At 45.0% G+C, this 16,907-nt stretch carries 13 protein-coding genes and 2 pseudogenes; 10 read left to right on the top strand and 5 right to left on the bottom strand.

What is annotated here, in order from left to right:
* Positions 1 to 66: 66 nt before the first annotated feature.
* The 8 genes and pseudogenes from RID53_RS06920 to RID53_RS06885 all read left to right on the top strand — a co-directional run.
* Positions 67 to 165 (top strand): annotated as a pseudogene (locus RID53_RS06920) (SEC-C metal-binding domain-containing protein); the annotation flags it as partial.
* Positions 162 to 1,505 (top strand): DUF4255 domain-containing protein, encoded by a 1,344-nt coding sequence (locus tag RID53_RS06915; RefSeq protein WP_446387416.1) that lies wholly within the window; start codon positions 162 to 164, stop codon positions 1,503 to 1,505. The pseudogene RID53_RS06920 and the gene RID53_RS06915, both read left to right, overlap by 4 nt.
* Before the next feature lie 72 nt (positions 1,506 to 1,577).
* Positions 1,578 to 1,799 carry a hypothetical protein gene (locus tag RID53_RS06910; protein ID WP_446387415.1) on the top strand — a complete coding sequence of 74 codons (222 nt, stop codon included), beginning with the start codon at positions 1,578 to 1,580 and terminating at the stop codon, positions 1,797 to 1,799.
* Positions 1,800 to 2,452: 653 nt separating this feature from the next.
* On the top strand, positions 2,453 to 5,431 hold the full coding sequence (locus RID53_RS06905) for a PAS domain-containing sensor histidine kinase (RefSeq protein WP_446387414.1): 2,979 nt from the start codon (positions 2,453 to 2,455) through the stop codon (positions 5,429 to 5,431).
* Positions 5,432 to 5,467: 36 nt separating this feature from the next.
* Entirely contained in the window at positions 5,468 to 5,920 is a 453-nt protein-coding gene (locus RID53_RS06900) for a response regulator (RefSeq protein WP_446387413.1), read from the top strand.
* A gap of 5 nt (positions 5,921 to 5,925) precedes the next feature.
* Positions 5,926 to 7,239 (top strand): ATP-binding protein, encoded by a 1,314-nt coding sequence (locus tag RID53_RS06895; protein ID WP_446387412.1) that lies wholly within the window; start codon positions 5,926 to 5,928, stop codon positions 7,237 to 7,239.
* Between the two features lie 111 nt (positions 7,240 to 7,350).
* On the top strand, positions 7,351 to 7,815 hold the full coding sequence (locus RID53_RS06890; protein WP_446387411.1) for a CHAT domain-containing protein: 465 nt from the start codon (positions 7,351 to 7,353) through the stop codon (positions 7,813 to 7,815).
* Between the two features lie 499 nt (positions 7,816 to 8,314).
* A pseudogene (locus RID53_RS06885) lies at positions 8,315 to 8,803 on the top strand (CHAT domain-containing protein); the annotation flags it as partial.
* A gap of 667 nt (positions 8,804 to 9,470) precedes the next feature.
* Here the strand turns inward: RID53_RS06885 and RID53_RS06880 are convergent.
* From RID53_RS06880 to RID53_RS06860, 5 genes are all read right to left on the bottom strand, one after another.
* On the bottom strand, positions 9,471 to 9,914 hold the full coding sequence (locus tag RID53_RS06880; RefSeq protein WP_446387410.1) for an AAA family ATPase: 444 nt from the start codon (positions 9,912 to 9,914) through the stop codon (positions 9,471 to 9,473).
* 147 nt (positions 9,915 to 10,061) lie between these two features.
* Entirely contained in the window at positions 10,062 to 10,808 is a 747-nt protein-coding gene (locus RID53_RS06875) for a phosphatase PAP2 family protein (RefSeq protein ID WP_446387409.1), read from the bottom strand.
* Between the two features lie 207 nt (positions 10,809 to 11,015).
* On the bottom strand, positions 11,016 to 11,774 hold the full coding sequence (locus tag RID53_RS06870) for a nucleotidyltransferase domain-containing protein (RefSeq protein ID WP_446387408.1): 759 nt from the start codon (positions 11,772 to 11,774) through the stop codon (positions 11,016 to 11,018).
* 241 nt (positions 11,775 to 12,015) lie between these two features.
* On the bottom strand, positions 12,016 to 12,951 hold the full coding sequence (locus tag RID53_RS06865) for a C69 family dipeptidase (protein ID WP_446387407.1): 936 nt from the start codon (positions 12,949 to 12,951) through the stop codon (positions 12,016 to 12,018).
* A gap of 166 nt (positions 12,952 to 13,117) precedes the next feature.
* Positions 13,118 to 14,047 (bottom strand): nucleotidyltransferase domain-containing protein, encoded by a 930-nt coding sequence (locus RID53_RS06860; protein WP_446387406.1) that lies wholly within the window; start codon positions 14,045 to 14,047, stop codon positions 13,118 to 13,120.
* 157 nt (positions 14,048 to 14,204) lie between these two features.
* Between RID53_RS06860 and csaB the strand changes: the two genes are divergently transcribed.
* Positions 14,205 to 15,260 carry a polysaccharide pyruvyl transferase CsaB gene (gene csaB, locus RID53_RS06855; protein ID WP_446387405.1) on the top strand — a complete coding sequence of 352 codons (1,056 nt, stop codon included), beginning with the start codon at positions 14,205 to 14,207 and terminating at the stop codon, positions 15,258 to 15,260.
* Between the two features lie 294 nt (positions 15,261 to 15,554).
* On the top strand, positions 15,555 to 16,892 hold the full coding sequence (locus RID53_RS06850; RefSeq protein WP_446387404.1) for a hypothetical protein: 1,338 nt from the start codon (positions 15,555 to 15,557) through the stop codon (positions 16,890 to 16,892).
* The last annotated feature ends 15 nt before the right edge of the window (positions 16,893 to 16,907 follow it).

Here is a 16,907-nt window from a genome sequence, read left to right as displayed (position 1 = left end):
CCAGCCGATTATTTTGATGATCTATCTTCATTTAATCCCCTATTTGCTCAAGGTGTTAGCACTCGCCCCTGTCCCTGTGGATCAGGTCAATTGTTTCAAGCGTGTATTAGCAGATTAGATGCCAACTGTCAATCGTCAACCGTGGAAACCTCTGAGTCATCATGAGTAATTCTTTAGCCATTGCTACCGTAACCGCCACTCTACAACGAATCGTACAGACGTCGATTCAGAACGATATTAGTGGGGCGACGGTGACCACATTACGACCCAATGAAGTGGGAACAGCGACTCCCCAAGTGGGTGTGAATGTCTTTCTCTACCAGGTTCAGATTAACCATGCGTGGCGTCAACAGGCTGAAGTACAAGCCCGCAGTCGGAGAAACCCAGGTGCTAAGCGATCGCAAACTGCCCTAGACTTACATTACATGATTAGTTTCTACGGCAATGACAACGACTTACAACCGCAACGATTGATGGGTAGTGTAATGGGTGGACTTAACGACTGGCGTACTCTGAAAAAAGAGAGGATTGAGCGGACTCTCCATGATTCTACTTATTCTTATTTATTAGAGTCTGACTTACCGGATCAGATCCAAGAAATCTCCCTGTGGCCCCTCGATTTGTCCCTAGAAGATTTATCCAAAGCCTGGTCAGCTTTTTTTCAAACCACTTACTTGTTATCGGTGGCGTATCGGGCTAGGGTGATTATGCTGGAAGGGCAAGAAGCTGGCAGTAGACCTTTGCCAGTACGCGCTCGTTCCTTAGATGGAATCGTTCCCTTTACTAATCAGCCGAAGATTGAGCGGATCATTTCTCAAGCTGGACGATTGGAACCCATATTAGCTGACAGTACTGTCTTAATTCAAGGAAACCATTTAAAAAGCGATATCACCCAAGTTTGGATTGGGGAAATGGAAGTCACCCCCAGTGAAATTACCGATACCCAAATTGTATTACCCCTGTCCTCTATACCCACTGATTCGTTACAGGCGGGAATGCATAGTCTGCAAGTGGTGCATCGTCTTGCCAAAGTGATGCCACCTACATCGAATAATGGTAATGGGGCGAGTCAGACAAGTGGGAATGGGGGTCAGATGCAAACGGTTAATCAGCCGCAAACCTTTGTTTCTAGTATTCAGTCGAATGTATCTCCGTTGGTGATTCGTCCCACGATTACCAAAACCACGGTATCCAAAAAAGAAGTTGATGATGAAGATTTGCGGTCTGCGGAAATACGGGTACGTTCCAATTTAACCGTAGGTAAAAAGCAGCGCGTTTTGTTAGCCCTGAATGAAATTGATACGAATCAACCAGCGGCTTATTTGTTTGAAGCGTCTCCTCGCCAGACAGATGTAATTTGGGTTTCTTTCCCCGTGGAACGGATGAAAGGAGGACGCTATTTAGTTCGTTTGTTGGTTGATGGTGCAGAAAGTCCGCTGATTGTGGATACTGAACCGGATAGTTCGACATTTAATCAGTATGTGGGTCCGAGAATATCGATTTGAATGGTTGATTGTTCATTGCTTTAGACATTCTAAATTTGTGCTAGTTGGTTATCCTTTATGCCGGAGAAGACGATGAACGAAGATTTTATCAGACAAAAGCTTAATCAAGAGTTGGATTCAATTAGTATTAACAATTTGACTCAATTGGGGAATCAAGCGGTTCAATTGGGGCTAATTGCAGGTCATGGTTATCATAAGGGTAAATATGAAATTCTGCGTCAGGGTGAGGCGTTACTGATGTCGCCTGATGAAGCTCAAACTTATTTGGAAAAGCTGATTCAGGAGGTGACATGAAGCGGCAATAATTAAGCCCTGAACTAAAGTTCTGGCTAAAAGCTTAAACCCGTTAAAACGGGTTCAAATACTTACCCAGTCGTTCCGTTATTTTGTGCTGGGGGGAACTTCAGTTTAATAAATCGTCCTATTCTAATAACCAGGCAAATAGGTTGCCTAACGTGATCTGACCCCACCCTAACCCTCCCCTTTTAAAGGGGAGGGAACCGGGAGGGAACGTTTCCCCCCTTAGCAAGGGGGGATTAAGGGGGGTTATTTTCAAGGTAACGATATTCAAATTTCACACAGAAAGCTTTTCACTCTAAGTTGACACGGATGACCGACGTGCGCCCGATTTAATTCTAAAATCTATTCCACTAATTTAGCTGTATAATTCCATTAGGTAGAATGGTACTGAAATTTTGGCTGGTGGGCAATGCTCATCCTACGGTCTATCTAATTTAACAGATTAGAATTACGCCCAGAAACTAATACAATTAGGGGCTAAAGCCCCTACTACGAACTACGAACTACGAACCAGTATCCGTGATTTCACCGAAGGACTCTACGCCATCCTCAAGGAATTGGGTACTTTCTCGGTCAACAGTTTGTCTAAAAGTGGTGAAAATTAAGGAAACCATCCCTGTATAACCGCTTCTAGGATAAGACTTCTCATGGGCAATCCCGTGCAGCATAGATTAATTCAATCTGACCCTCAATGGCAAGCTTTTTTCCATTACTCAGCCGATCTCTTCTGTATTATTGAACCTGATGGCAGGATTGGACAACTCAACCCCGCTTGGTGCAAGGTTTTGGGGTGGACACCGGAAAAAGTGCGATCGCGCCATTGGATTGAACTTGTCCATCCAGAGGATGTTACCGCCACGCTGACGGCTTTAGCCAAGCAAGAGGTTCCTGTTTCTTTTCGGAACCGTTATCGCCACGACCAAGGGAACTACCACTGGCTAGAGTGGACATGGAACTCTGATGAGGCGGGATATGGGTATGCTGTCGCCAGAGAAATTACTGATTCACTCCCCGGAGACTGTGAATTGGATCGCTTTTTCAATATGTCCATTAATCTCATGGCGATTGCGGGAAGCGATGGGTATTTCAAACGAGTGAATCCCGCCTTTGAAAGGATTCTCGGCTATCCCCTAGCGGAACTTTTAACTCAACCCTTTCTAGAATTGGTTCATCCCGATGATCGCGTCGCCACCTTAACTGAAATAGAAAAACTGGCGACGGGTACAACATCCATTCAATTTGAGAATCGCTATCGCTGTCAAGATGGTTCCTATCGTTGGTTAGCTTGGAATAGCGCCTCATTTCCGGCTAAAGGGTTAATTTATGCGGTGGGATGCGATATTACTGAACAGAAGCAGACTCAAGCCATTCTTCAAGAAACTCAAGAACGGTATGAACTGGTAGCAGAACGATCCAATGATGGACTTTGGGATTGGAATTTGCTAACCGATCAGGTTTACTATTCTCCCCGTTGGAGTCAAACTTTAGGGTATCACGTCGATGAAATTTCCGATCGCTTTACTGAGTGGTTGAATCGGATTCATCCAGGCGATCGGGAACGGGTATTGGCGACATTTCAAGACTATATTGACGGATTAACCCCCAGCTTAGAACTAGAACATCGTCTCCTGGATAAAGAGGGGAATTACCGCTGGATTTTGTCCCGTGGCGCGAGTTTACGCGATGCTAATGGTAAGCCTTATCGGATTGTTGGGTCAAATCGGGATATTAGCGATCGCAAACGTACCCTGTCTACATTGCGGCTGACTCAAGAACGCTTGCGTTATCTCCTATCTCATAGTCCGGCGGTACTCTATAGTCGCCAGGTTTCCGGAAACTATGACATCACGTTTATGAGTGATAATACAGCAACGGTGGTGGGATACTCTGCCCAAAACTTTATCACAAACCCGCCGTTTTGGGTCAACCATATTCACCCCGAAGATGTCCCCCGCGTTTGTGCCAATTTGCCCAAAATTTTTGACACGGGACATCATGTTCATGAATACCGCTTCTTACATCAGCATGGCACTTACCGCTGGATGCATGATGAACTGAAACTGATTTGTGACGAAGCCGGAAACCCTTTAGAAATGGTCGGCTTTTGGACGGATATTACTGAAAAGAAACACGCCGAACTTATCCTCAAGCAACAAACCAAAGCCTTACAAGACGCCCATCAACGCTTGGGATTCCATGTCGAGAATTCTCCCTTAGCTGTCGTGGAATGGGATAACCAGTTCCGGGTGCAGCGTTGGTCAAAACAAGCGGAAAAAATCTTTGGTTGGACGACGTCGGAGGTATTCGGAAAGCGTTCAGGTGATTGGCAGTTTATTTATCCTGACGATATTGAAATTGTCCGCCAAGAAATGAGTGGGTTACTGGATGGGAGTACCTCCAGTGTTGTCTACCAAAATCGCAATCTGACCAAAGATGGGAGAGTCGTGATTTGTCAATGGTACGAATCTGCCCTTTTAGATGAATCGGGTAATATGGTTTCTATTTTGTCCCTGGTACAAGATATTACGGAAGCCAAACAAACTGAAACAGCCTTGCGCCATAATGCCGAAATGCTGCGGCTACTTCTAGAATATACCCCCGCCGCGATCGCGATGTTTGATAAGCAGATGAATTATCAGTTAGTCAGTCGCCGTTGGTTAGAGGATTACACCTTAGAAAATCAAGAGATTATCGGCAAAAATCACTACGAACTCTTTCCCGAAATCCCCGATACTTGGAAACAAATCCATCACCGCTGTCTCCAAGGGGCAAGTGAACAATGTGAGGAAGACTTATTTATCCGCGCTAATGGTGAAACGCAATGGATTTCCTGGGAAATCCGTCCTTGGATTGGCAATAGTGGCGACATTAGCGGCATTATTATGAACACCGAAGTCGTCACGGAACGCAAGCAAGCCAAAGAAAAACTCAAAGAACTCAATCAAGAATTATGGCAATCCAATCGCGACTTAGAACAGTTTGCTTATGTCGCCTCTCACGATTTACAAGAACCCTTACGCGCCGTCAATAGTTACGCCCAACTTCTCAGCCGCAAGTATCAAAACCAACTCGATGCCAAAGCGGATAAATACCTCCATTACATTATGGACGGGGCGACACGGATGCAGCAATTAATTAATGATCTGCTGGAATTTTCACGGGTAGGAACACGAGGAAAACCCCTACAACCCACGGATAGTGAGACCATTATCCGACAAGCAATGGAGAATTTAAACGTCGCGATCGCAGAAACTCAAGCAATGGTTACTTATGACGCCTTACCCACTGTCATTGCTGATCCAACTCAATTAACTCAACTCTTCCAAAACCTCATCGGTAACGCGATTAAATTTCGCCGTGAAACCCCACCAAATGTCCATATTTCTGCCCAAAATCAGGGAAATGAATGGACGTTTGTGGTTCAGGATAATGGGATTGGTATGGAATCGGAATATTTAGAGCGCATTTTTACCATATTTCAGCGTTTACATTCTCGCCGCGACTATCCTGGAACCGGAATTGGTTTGGCTATCTGTAAGAAAATTGTCGAACGTCATGGAGGACGAATTTGGGTCGATTCTGAGTTAGGGATTGGCACAAAGTTTTATTTCACGATTCCAGTTTAATTGTCCAATCTACCACTATTAAATTCATCATTCATCATGACCCTAACGTTTATGAAGACAATTCGACCGATAGAAATTCTCCTGGTTGAAGACTCTCCCAGCGATGCTGATCTCACCGTTGACGCTTTTAGTGAAGCCAGAGTTCTCAACAATTTACACTGGGTTGAAGATGGTGTGGAAGCCCTAACTTTTTTACGACGCCAAGGTCAATATAGCGATGTTCCCCGCCCAGATTTAATCTTGCTTGACCTGAATATGCCCAAAAAAGATGGACGCGAGGTTTTAGCAGAAATTAAAGCGGATTCCCAACTCAAGCGGATTCCGGTGATTATTCTGACTACATCAGCCGCTGAGAGAGATATCCTGAAAACCTACGAATTGAATGGCAACTGTTATGTCACCAAACCCATTGATGTCGAACAATTTATGTCAGTTGTCAAACTGATTGAAGCCTTTTGGTTAGCTGTGGTTCAACTACCTTCGGAGTAACAACAATGTCTATATCCCCGCCCATAAAAATATTGCTAGTCGAAGATAACCCGGCTGATGCGGATCTGTTGCAAGAAATTCTGGAAGACGCCGACGAAATGCCTTGGTCACTGACGCACGTTGAACAACTCAAAGCGGCGTTATCAACAGTACAAAACAACGACTTTGATGTCGTGTTATTAGATTTATCGCTTCCCGACAAACAAGGATTAGGAACTGTGGCAAAAACCCATGAAACTGTCCCCGATTTACCGATTGTGGTTCTCACGGGATTAAATGATAAAGTGACTGCCTTAGAAGCATTACGCCAAGGGGCGCAAGATTATCTAGTTAAAGGCAAAATTGATCATGAATTACTGACTCGTTCCATTCGCCATGCCATTGAGCGATCGCAAACCTTAAAACGGCTGCGCCAGAGTGAGGAGAAACTCCAACAGCTTAATGAGGAACTCGAATGTCGCGTGGCTAAACAAACGGAAGAATTGCGACAAAAAAATCATGACTTACAACAAGAAATTGCCCAGCGCCAGCACTTAGAAGCTGAACTGCGCCAGAGTTTAACTAAAGAAAAAGAACTCAGTGAACTCAAATCCAATATTATCTCCGTCGTCTCCCATGAATATCGCACCCCCTTAGCCACGATTCTCTCATCCAGCGAATTACTGCAACATTACGGTCATAAATGGCAGGAGGATAAAAAGCAGCGGCATTTCCAACGGATTCAAAATACAATCCACCACATGACCCAGTTAATTAGTGATGTATTATTAATTAATAAAGCGGAAGCAGGTAAACTGGAATTTAAACCTGTCTCTCTGGATTTAGAGGCATTTTGCCAAGAATTAGTGGAAGAATTACAACTGACGGTGAAAACGCCCCATCAAATTGGGTTTCGCTGTCAAGGTAGATCACGCTGGGTTGGTCTTGATGAGAAACTATTACGACAATTTTTAACCAATTTACTGTCAAATGCGATTAAGTATTCCCCAGAGGGAGGAACGGTACAATTTGACCTGTTTTTTGATGCTGATCAGGTCAAGTTCACGATTAAAGACCAAGGAATTGGGATTCCCGAAAAAGAGAAAGCTCAATTATTTGATGCCTTTTATCGCAGCAGTAATGTGGGGACAATATCGGGAACGGGATTAGGATTAGCGATTGTCAAAAAATGCGTAGAACGCCATCAGGGTGAAATTGCGGTAGACAGTGAAGTAGGCAAAGGAACAACATTTATTGTGACGATTCCTGTAGGTTCTGAACTGTCACCAGAATCCTTAAAGTCGGGTGAGTTAGCGAAGCCTTCCCCAAGAGTAGCCTAAGGCGATGATCAACGTTTACTAGACACCGATACAACCTTAGTTGAGTATTTCGTCACCGACAACCGCACCTTAGCCTTTGTCATCACTCGCGATACACTCACCCCCGTAACCTTGGATGTCAGTAAACAAGCCCTGCAAGAGGCGATTCAGAGATTTTACGAGTATGACTTTGCCACACTCAGCAGTCAACATCCTCAGAGTTTAACCCAACTGCATCAGTGGTTAATTGCGCCCTTACAACCCCACATCTCTACCTCAAAGGTTTCTCTCGTCCCCCATAACGTACTTCACTATCTTCCCTTCCCAGCTCTCAGTGACGGTAAAGACTATTTGGTTGACAACTATACCCTATTTAACCTGCCCAGTGCCAGTATGCTGCGCTTTCTTCAAGACAAACGCAAACCCGACTCTGGCGAACTCATGGCGCTAGGAAACCCAACTCTAGACTTACCGTTTGCCAAACAAGAAGTTGAGAAAATCTCCGATTTATCTTCTTGTGGGGGGAGAGGGGGAGCTATAAGACCCACGCTGTACTCTTGCTGTCAGCGTTGGGATACATGGACTCTCCCAATTTAATTTTACGGGATTCAATATCCCTAAAATTAACAAATAAAGTCGAAGCTTTCTTGCTTGTTTTTGTCAGAAATGATAGTATCAATCTACCGAATAACTAACGGTTGCCTTGACTCAAACGGACACGTCATAAGTAGCGTGGTGAACAGCGCAAACGGCATAAACTAGTCTGAACCTTGACAATCTTCCGTTAAGGGGTTCCAGCTAAAAATGTTGAGCGCGGTATGTTCGACGCTGTAGCTGGGTAAAAACGAAAGCAGTACTTAGGTGTAAAAGCTTCCAGTTCAATTGGTAGCAAGTACGCATGGGCTGTGCGGAATGGAAACTGCCTGGGCAATCGGTCTGCCGGGGTCATATCTCTTGCAATTGGGTGTGACTAGGTAAGTGGTGAAATACCCGCAAGGGAAATAACCAGGAAAGCCTTATCGTGAGGTAAGGAAGCCTACACTATAATCGCAAGATTTAGTGTAGGAGGAGGTCACACGTCACTCAACCCCTATTAGGCAGACAAGCCACAGAACGTGCCATAAGGTCACAAGCCAATCAAGCTGGTATTTTACACTTAGCCACTCATGGTGAATATAACCCCCATAGTCCCTTATTCAGCACTCTGCGTCTTGCCCCTGATAACAGTTATGATGGTCGCTTAGAAGTCCATGAGATTTACCAACTCGATTTAAGACAAGCCACCAACTTAGTTGTTCTCAGCGCCTGTCAAACCCAAGTCGGTCAACTGAGCAAAGGAGACGAACTTATCGGACTCAATCGAGCCTTCCTCTATGCCGGAACACCCAGCGTTATCGCTACCTTATGGAATGTTGATGATCCTGCCACAGGATTTCTCATGGAACGATTTTACACCTATTTGCGGCAAGGAAAAAGTAAAGCTGAGGCATTACAGCAGGCACAGAAAGACACACGAGTCGAATACGCCCACCCCTATTACTGGGCGGCATTTGTTCTCACCGGAGATGGCGGAACTATGCCCTGATTTTGAACACTGATGTCTCTGAGTAAGGTTAGGGGTTGGGAATGAAAGGTTAGTAACACTGATTTCACAGACAAAGCGTTAGTTCTCCAGGGGGCTAAGGATGAAAAGATAATTAGCCCCGGATAAAACAATGATTAACTTGTGGGGGAATTATTTAGTTGTCTATGTCAATCTGTGTCTCTCACTATTCAGTGTCTAGGAAAGTGCTAAACTATATGTGTAATCTGTGTTTTTGTCAATACTGGGTAATAATTTTTATCGTAAGTTTAATAAAATACATGCGTCCAAGGGCAGGTTAGCAGTAAGAACAAAAACCAGAAATTATACAAAGTTCTACGAAGCTTCAAGGAGTTTAGCTAGGTCTAGATTATTTTTATCTACAAAATACCCACCATAGATAGTATACCTGAAAATCGTACAATCCTCTCACAATCGACGCAACCCCTGAAAATTCGTAGCTTTTTCCCAGAGAGAGGTAAAAAACGAGCAATTATGACGTTTTGTTAAGACAGTGACCTTATTGGAAAATTTAAACCGTTCTGGGAAAAAGAATAGTTTAAATTATCAAAACTTGACAAGTTTAGCTGACTTTCGCGTTGATCCTTGGGTTTGAACCCAAGGCGGTTTAACTGGAGTGGCGCAAGATATGAGTACAACTATCTCTTACTTATTGACTCCACTCTTGAACAATAAACGAATAATTTGCCCCCAGTTTCACATAATAAAGCGCATCAAAGCCTTCATCCCCACTTGGTAAAACCAGCTTTTTGTGCGTTGCTAAAATTCCTGGTACAGGAATCATCTTTTTCCCTTGGCGTTGAGCATTCCGTCGCTTACAATCTTCGAGAACCGATTGAAAATAATACCCCACGATCCGAAATCCCTTGTCCTTCGCAGGTAGGATATAACGCGCCCTATCTTCCGGAGTTGGATTCGTATTATCCACGACAAACCGCTGTTGAGCATCGAGACAGGCTTGAACCAGAATCTTTTCCCGATGCCGAGTTTTCAGCATATCCAGATTAATCCGGATATGCGTATTATAAAAGCGATCGCGGCAAAATGATGATTTCCCTGACGCCTGAATTCCCATTAAGATAACCGCTTCCATAGTGGTTTGGCTTTATTGCTGCGACAACTCCATAACTCTTAAATTGAAGGGTATTGAAATTTGGCTTAGTGGGCATTGCCCACCCTACGGTATATCGAGGATTTCGGTGATATAAAAATGCTTACTGAGCGTGCCATTGTCTTTAAATTAGGATGAGAGTGACTGCGGCGAATGATTACGGTATTGGTGATAGCGTCGGTAAATCTCAAGATTTAATAAACAAGCCATCAACCAGGTTAATCCCGCCGCTTGTCCAGCTATAATATCCGTGAACCAATGAACACCCAGATAAACCCGACTGAAGCCAATCAGGACAATCAACCCAATAATTAGACTCACAATCCACCACCGCCAACGGCGAAAGTGACGGGCTAGCAAATAGCAAATAAAACCATAGATTACCAGTGATAACATGGCATGACCACTGGGAAAACTGGAGGTATTGGGTTCACCCGTGGTAATTTGCCAGAGTTGGGGACGTTGACGGTTAAATACCTGCTTAATTAACAGGTTTAATCCGGTTCCACCAATAGCCGTAATCGCTAAAGCGGTAAAATAAACGCGCTGTTGTCGCCCCCAAAATATTGCCCCTAAAATTAAGCAAATTAGAGTAACAACCACGGTTCCACCGATAATCGAAGCACCCCGCATTACCCAATCCAGCAACGGCGAATGGAGTCGTTCGACCAGCAACATGAGCGTTTTGTCAATTGCCTGGGTTTGATCCTCTAACACCTCATCTGCAATTTCTAGAAACACCCAAAGCCCTGCAACTGTGAGGATTACCCCTAAAATTGGGATAATAGACAGCTTCCAGAATAGAGGTTTAGTTGCTTGCGATCGCCAAATCTGGATGACAGATGCAATGATTTGGCTTAATTTTTCCTTGAACACCGTTTATTTCCTATCGTGTAAAGAAGTTATATTAACCATTCAATTAGAGTATCACCAATAACTGCTCAATCAAACCTGCTTTTCATAAAATAAGTAATAGTGTAGGGGCAGGTTTAGCCATTTAATTAGGATATCACCGATAACTACTCAACAAAACCTGCCCTTTCCCAAGACATCATCTCTTAACCCCAGGGGTATTAGTGGATGTCAAAGAGAGTTTAAGCGTAACCGAATCAGCATGTCATTCAACGCCTCTTTTGCTGATGGTGTGGCGGGTAGTTCACTCGACTGACTGGCTTGTTCTAATTCTGCATAGAGTCGTTCGTATTCTCCCCGATAAAATGCTAAATCTCCCTCTTCTATCGGAGATTTTTCCGCACTGGTTAATTTCTGGGTAATTAAATCGGAAATAAAGGATAATCCAAATTCTTGATTCAATTTGAGTAAATTGGCTTCCACTTCACCAGTTTTCATTAAATGAATACCCGTAAGTAAAACGCGATAGACATAAAGCAAGGGCTTAATACGGCGCGGACATTCTTTGCCAAACAGTCGCCACTGAGTTCGGGCAAAACCTAAGTAGTGATGGCTGTGGTGGCGGGTGATGCATCCTTTCGCGATCGCTTTCAATTCTTGATGTTCTGGAGTTGTATGAACAATTAGGGGAGAGTACAATTGCTCTAAGACATATCCATTCTTTTTTAGCAGCAGAGAAAAGAACTTTTTGATATCGTGAGTGACTAAATCTAGTTCTAATGTATCTCGACTTTCGGCAACTTCAATTGTCTCACGTCCGGTTTCTAGTCCGACGACGTCTTGTATTGGTAAAATGTGACTACCGCGCAAATCGTAATCAGAATCAGGTGAAGGAAATCCATATAAATGCGCCCCACTAATGGTGACAAATAATAGCGGATACGGCTGTTTGCCAACAGCGGGAAGTAAGCGATTTTGTCTTTCAATCATGACTTGCCTAAAACCAGTGAGTAGTCTTCCAGGAACACTCTCGTTCCCAGTCAGAACCTGGGAATGCTAGCGGGGAGGGTTTGCCTCCCATCATCGGGGCAGCCTCTAATGGGCAGCATCCGTGTCAATTTAAGCTACAATTTTTACCAATTTTGATCCGGAAATTCTTGGCGGCTTCAGCCGCGACTACCGGAGGCAGAGCCTCAAGCGAGATATTCCTAGGCGGAGTCTGGGAACGAGGCTATACCGACACTGAATCGACTAAAAAACGCTTTTGTTGATAAGTTTGCTGACAGGGAAATGGTTGTTCAATAAACCAGTGTTTACAGCCATCTGGCGACAGAGACGAGACTTGACTTCCGGCACTTTCAAACGCACCGTGCATACAAATATTACCTTTGTGTTCTCGTAAAATTGATTGCGCTGTCTCAATCGAAAATTTGCCTTCATTAACTTGACATAAATGTCTGACTGTCCCTTCTCTGGAATCAATGGATAGGGATTCTGAATAGCCTCCTTCCGAGAAAATACTGGCAAAATCAAAATCATCGTCTCCCGTACACCATCCCCGATTCACCGCATAATTAATCACCTCTGGATGGCGCAGATCACCCGAATTGCGAATACTGAGATTATTAGAAATTGATCGGGTTTCTTGCTGCACTCGTTCAGCTACCCAATACTCGCCTGCGGTTTCTAACACCCAAGCGTCTTGGGAATCTGCCAGAATAAATGAATTATGATAATTCATGGCAAAGTTTTCGGCACAATTTCCGCCTTGTCCATATTTGTTTAGCAACGAGGTGATTACATGAAGCGCGTCTAACGCTGTTTTGCCGCGTTCTAAGCCTAAGCGAACTAAATCCATGCCCAGCAACCCTTTGGTTTTATAGGGTTCAACTGTCCAAACGGCTTCGTTGCCAATGACAACGCCACATTCATTTGCCCCCATTTCTGCACCCCACATCCATCGGGGTTTGGAGAGGATCACGGCTAGGGTTTTCTTGACTTGGGGAATTGAGATATAGGTGCATTCAACTGTTGTATTTGAGTTGTAGTTTTTGGCGGGAATGACGACAACATCTTGAATTTCACCCTGGGGGCGATCGCTATTTTTACCGAATATAATATCGCTGTTGAGTGTTGAGTTGGGTAAGGCGACAAATGTATCACACATGAGGTTTATTTGCGATTTTTTTTCTAGACGGATAAGGGTTGGTGGTGTAGAGACGTAGCATGCTACGTCTTTTCAGGTTATGATGTGTGGCAAATGTTTTGATATTTTATTCATTAGAGGAAGGGAGGCAGACGTTTAGGGCGCTAAAGCGCAACTACAAGCGCAACTACAAGCATAACGACGAACGAGTTCGCCTTGCTTTTATTAAGAAGGTGTTGGCTTTTTCATAGTCTGGGCGTTCGGGTAATGAGGTGTTTCTCAAGGCTTGATCAAACTGATGATGTAAGGATAATCGCCAAGTATTTACTTCGTCCCATGCCATGTCACCCTGGCGAATCGCTAGCAACTGCTGTCGATAGTTATCCACTTTAACCGGAACAAAGCCGTCTCTGAGAATTGTAATCCCTGATAATAATAAGCGGATCAAATGCATGGCGTGTTTTAAGCGAATTTTTCCTTTGGTGCGGAGATATTGCTCCATTTTTTTGAATTGGGACATGACATAACCGTTATAGGTTTGATAGACTAATTTCGAGAGAAACATTTCTCGCTGCTCTAGCAGATCTTTTGCGATGGGGCTGGCTGTCTCGACTAAGGGTGTGTACAAGCATTCTAAAACGTTGGGGTTGGCTTTTAGTGCCAAGAGTAAAAACTTTTGGAGTTCCCAATAACATTCTTGGTTTTCTTTATTTTCTAATTGTTCGGGAATACCGTAAAGTGACCAGTGAACGTCAGCAGGCGGTAAGTAAATCCCGCGACGGTCAATGTCTGAGGTTTCCTGATCTAAACCAAATGCCCTAGACCCGACGATACAACGATAGATGACATACTCATATAAATTGTAATCACTCAGGCTATCAGCGGCTTGCTGTAATCCTTCGCTTTGAAAATGTTTACGGATACTAAATTCTTGTCGATTTAGAGTAATTTCAACGTTGTTCGGCAAACGGATACGGTAGGCATGGGAATTATCGGTGGGGGATGTGACGATAACACCAACCGCACCGCGTACACATAACGGTTCATTGGCAGAATTTTTTACCTCGACACGACTGACAATTTGTGTGCCGACGGGCAGAATTAAGTTAGGATTCATTCCGTGAATTGGGAGTGCGATCGCGAGAAACAGATCTTTGGTAATCTAATTGTATTACAAGTGTAATTCTAAAACGACACACCTATCTCAACCCTAATCGACACAGCGATCGCGGATTGTCCTAAACTGATACCAAACACGGATCACGAATCAGGGCATGGGGCAGAAACGGGCAATAGTATGCGGATATTATGGCAAGGGCAATGGGGGTGATGAGGCGTTACTGGCGTCGTTGCTACAAATGCTGCCTAAATCGATAACACCACTGGTGCTTTCAGGTAATCCGAACCAAACCCGGAAACGCTATGGGGTAGAAACCTGCGATCGCACCTCAGCGTTTCGCGTCTTGCAAGCCTTAAACCAAGCCGATAGTTTTATCTGGGGGGGTGGCAGTTTAATCCAAGACGCCACCAGTGCCATGAGTCCAGTGTACTACAGTGGTTTAATGGGATTAGCTCAACAGCAGGGCTTAAAAACCATTGCTTGGGCGCAGGGAATTGGTCCATTGCAGCGCCCTCTGACGCGCTGGATGGCACGACAATGTTTTCAGGGATGTACAGGCGTCAGTGTCCGCGATCGCACCTCAGCCGCTCTCCTAGCTGATTGGCAGGTTCCGTTTCGGGTGGCTCCTGATCCAGTGTGGGCATTAGACTCAACCCCAGTCCCCGGATTATGGGACTTAAAAGCACCCAGAGTCGCCGTCACCTTGCGATCGCACCCCCATCTCACCCAAGAGCGTCTCGCCAACCTCACCCAAGCTCTGATAGACTTTCAGAGGGCAACCAAAACCTGTATACTCCTTGTGCCATTTCAGGCATCTCAAGATCTGAGTATTGCCCAATCCATTGCCTCCCAGCTTCCGGATACCCATCAGATTTTTCAGCTCGATGAACCCCAACAATTAAAAGGATTGTTTCGCGGGGTAGAAATGGCAATTGGGATGCGCTACCACAGTCTGATTATGGCAGCAGCCCAAGACTGTCGCTGTTTTGCCTTAAGCTATGACCCGAAGGTTGATTCTCTAATGGCAGAACTCGACTTGCCAGGATGGAGGTTAACCGACATACCCGATGACCCAAACGCGATCGCGCATACCTGGATCGATTACTATGCCAATGGTAATCCTCTTAGCCGCGATCAAATCCAATCCTTAGTTGATCGGGCGTTGATGCATCAAGATTTATTGGTAGACATCCTCGTCAAGGCGTCATGAAAAACAAAGGCAGAGGGCAGAAAGCAGAAGGCAGAGGGGTAGAGGGGATTTATTCCGATGCTTTTGCATACTCTGGTGAGGCGGTTGTTAAATTCTCCCAGCACAATTTGTAATCTGGCGAGTTTTGTGTCTTACTTTGGAAAGGAGTCAAAAACCAGGAAATCTTAACTCACCTTGGCTCTGAGCCATCCCCCAGCTTAAAACCCAAAATACTGGTTTATATCAATAACAACTTAAAATTCATAGTCCATAATTGATAATTTGGTTGATTTGTGACCCTCTGGATGAAGAGCAATGAGTGATTCTGACACCCCCAATAAAGAGCCTCTCCCGGAGTCCAGTGAATGGACTGATGAGAGTGCTGAACATACTCCCGATGAGCCAGAGAATCCTGAATCTCAGACGCTGCTCAACCTCTTTCAGATAGCCGACATGAATGAGGAGGATGAGTCACAGCCGGATGTGGAAATCGACCAAACCGTCGAGTCAGACTCCACGCTCAACGTTGAGGCAGAACCTAGCGATCCTGAATCACTCCCCACCCTGGCAGAATCTCGCAACAAAGACGCCGATTGGTTTGCCCTTGCTCAAAAAATGCGCCAGCGCAATCGTCGCTTGCTGGAACAAATTGCCCAACTTCAAAACGCCCTGAGTGAAAAACAGGACGCCTTAAACGCCGAGATGCTGCGATCGCAAGAGCAGGATAGTCTGATTGTCCGCCAAGGTGAGGAACTTAACACGCTGCAAGACCAATTAACTCGTCTGTTTCATACCCTAGAATCCTCCCATCAAGCCGCCACTCGTCAGCAAATTCTGATTGAAACCTTATCAGAACAACTCCAAAGCTCTCAAGAACGAGTCGCCCAACTCGAACGGGAATGCGCCCTCACCCAGCAACGGAATAACGAACAATCCCATCAATTAGTGCAATCGGCTAATACCTGTCGAGAACTGAAAACCCGCTTACACCGACAACAACAGCAAACCTTACAATTCAAAGTCGCCCTGGAAAAATGCCTGGAAATGCCGAATCGCCAGGTAAGCGAAGCCCAACCCACCCGTCCAAAACGGGATGTAGGTGGTGTTGTTCCCAAAGCCCAACCCATCCAACCTTGGTCCGCTCAACAGGATTTCCTCGCTGACGAATCCTCAACGGATACCGAACCCCTCTGGAATCGTCCCCTCCAGCTTGATTCATTATTGGCAACGTCTACTGATACCGAAGACGTTACTGAACCCACAGAGTCTCAGTCATCAACAACGCCAACCGACTCAACCGTAACCCCGATTTCAGACAGTACGGCGGCGGAGTTAGAAGCTGAGCGACAGCTTCTGGCGGAAATGAACTCTCTGGCGCAAGCCTCAGGATTATCAGAAGTAGCATACGATTTAACTCAGGAGCCAAACCCTTGGATGCTCGAACCCGGAAGGGACGCCGAAATGGGTGATGAATCCGAACTATCCTCAGCAGAGACTGAGGCGACTGAAGATGAATGGGATGAAGAGAATGAGGTAACTCTCCCCCAACCGAATTGGCCCTCACCTGTGGTTTATCCCCTACGACGCCCGAAAAAGATTAAGTCATTGTCATCAATTGAGTTACCGAGTTTTCCCCGGTATCGCCCTGTATAAATAAACACTATAAAA

The sequence above is a fragment of the Coleofasciculus sp. B1-GNL1-01 genome (assembly GCF_040220235.1).
GTDB lineage: Bacteria > Cyanobacteriota > Cyanobacteriia > Cyanobacteriales > Coleofasciculaceae > Coleofasciculus.
Note: the sequence above shows the minus strand (reverse complement) of the source record. Positions and strands in the feature narration are given on the sequence as shown.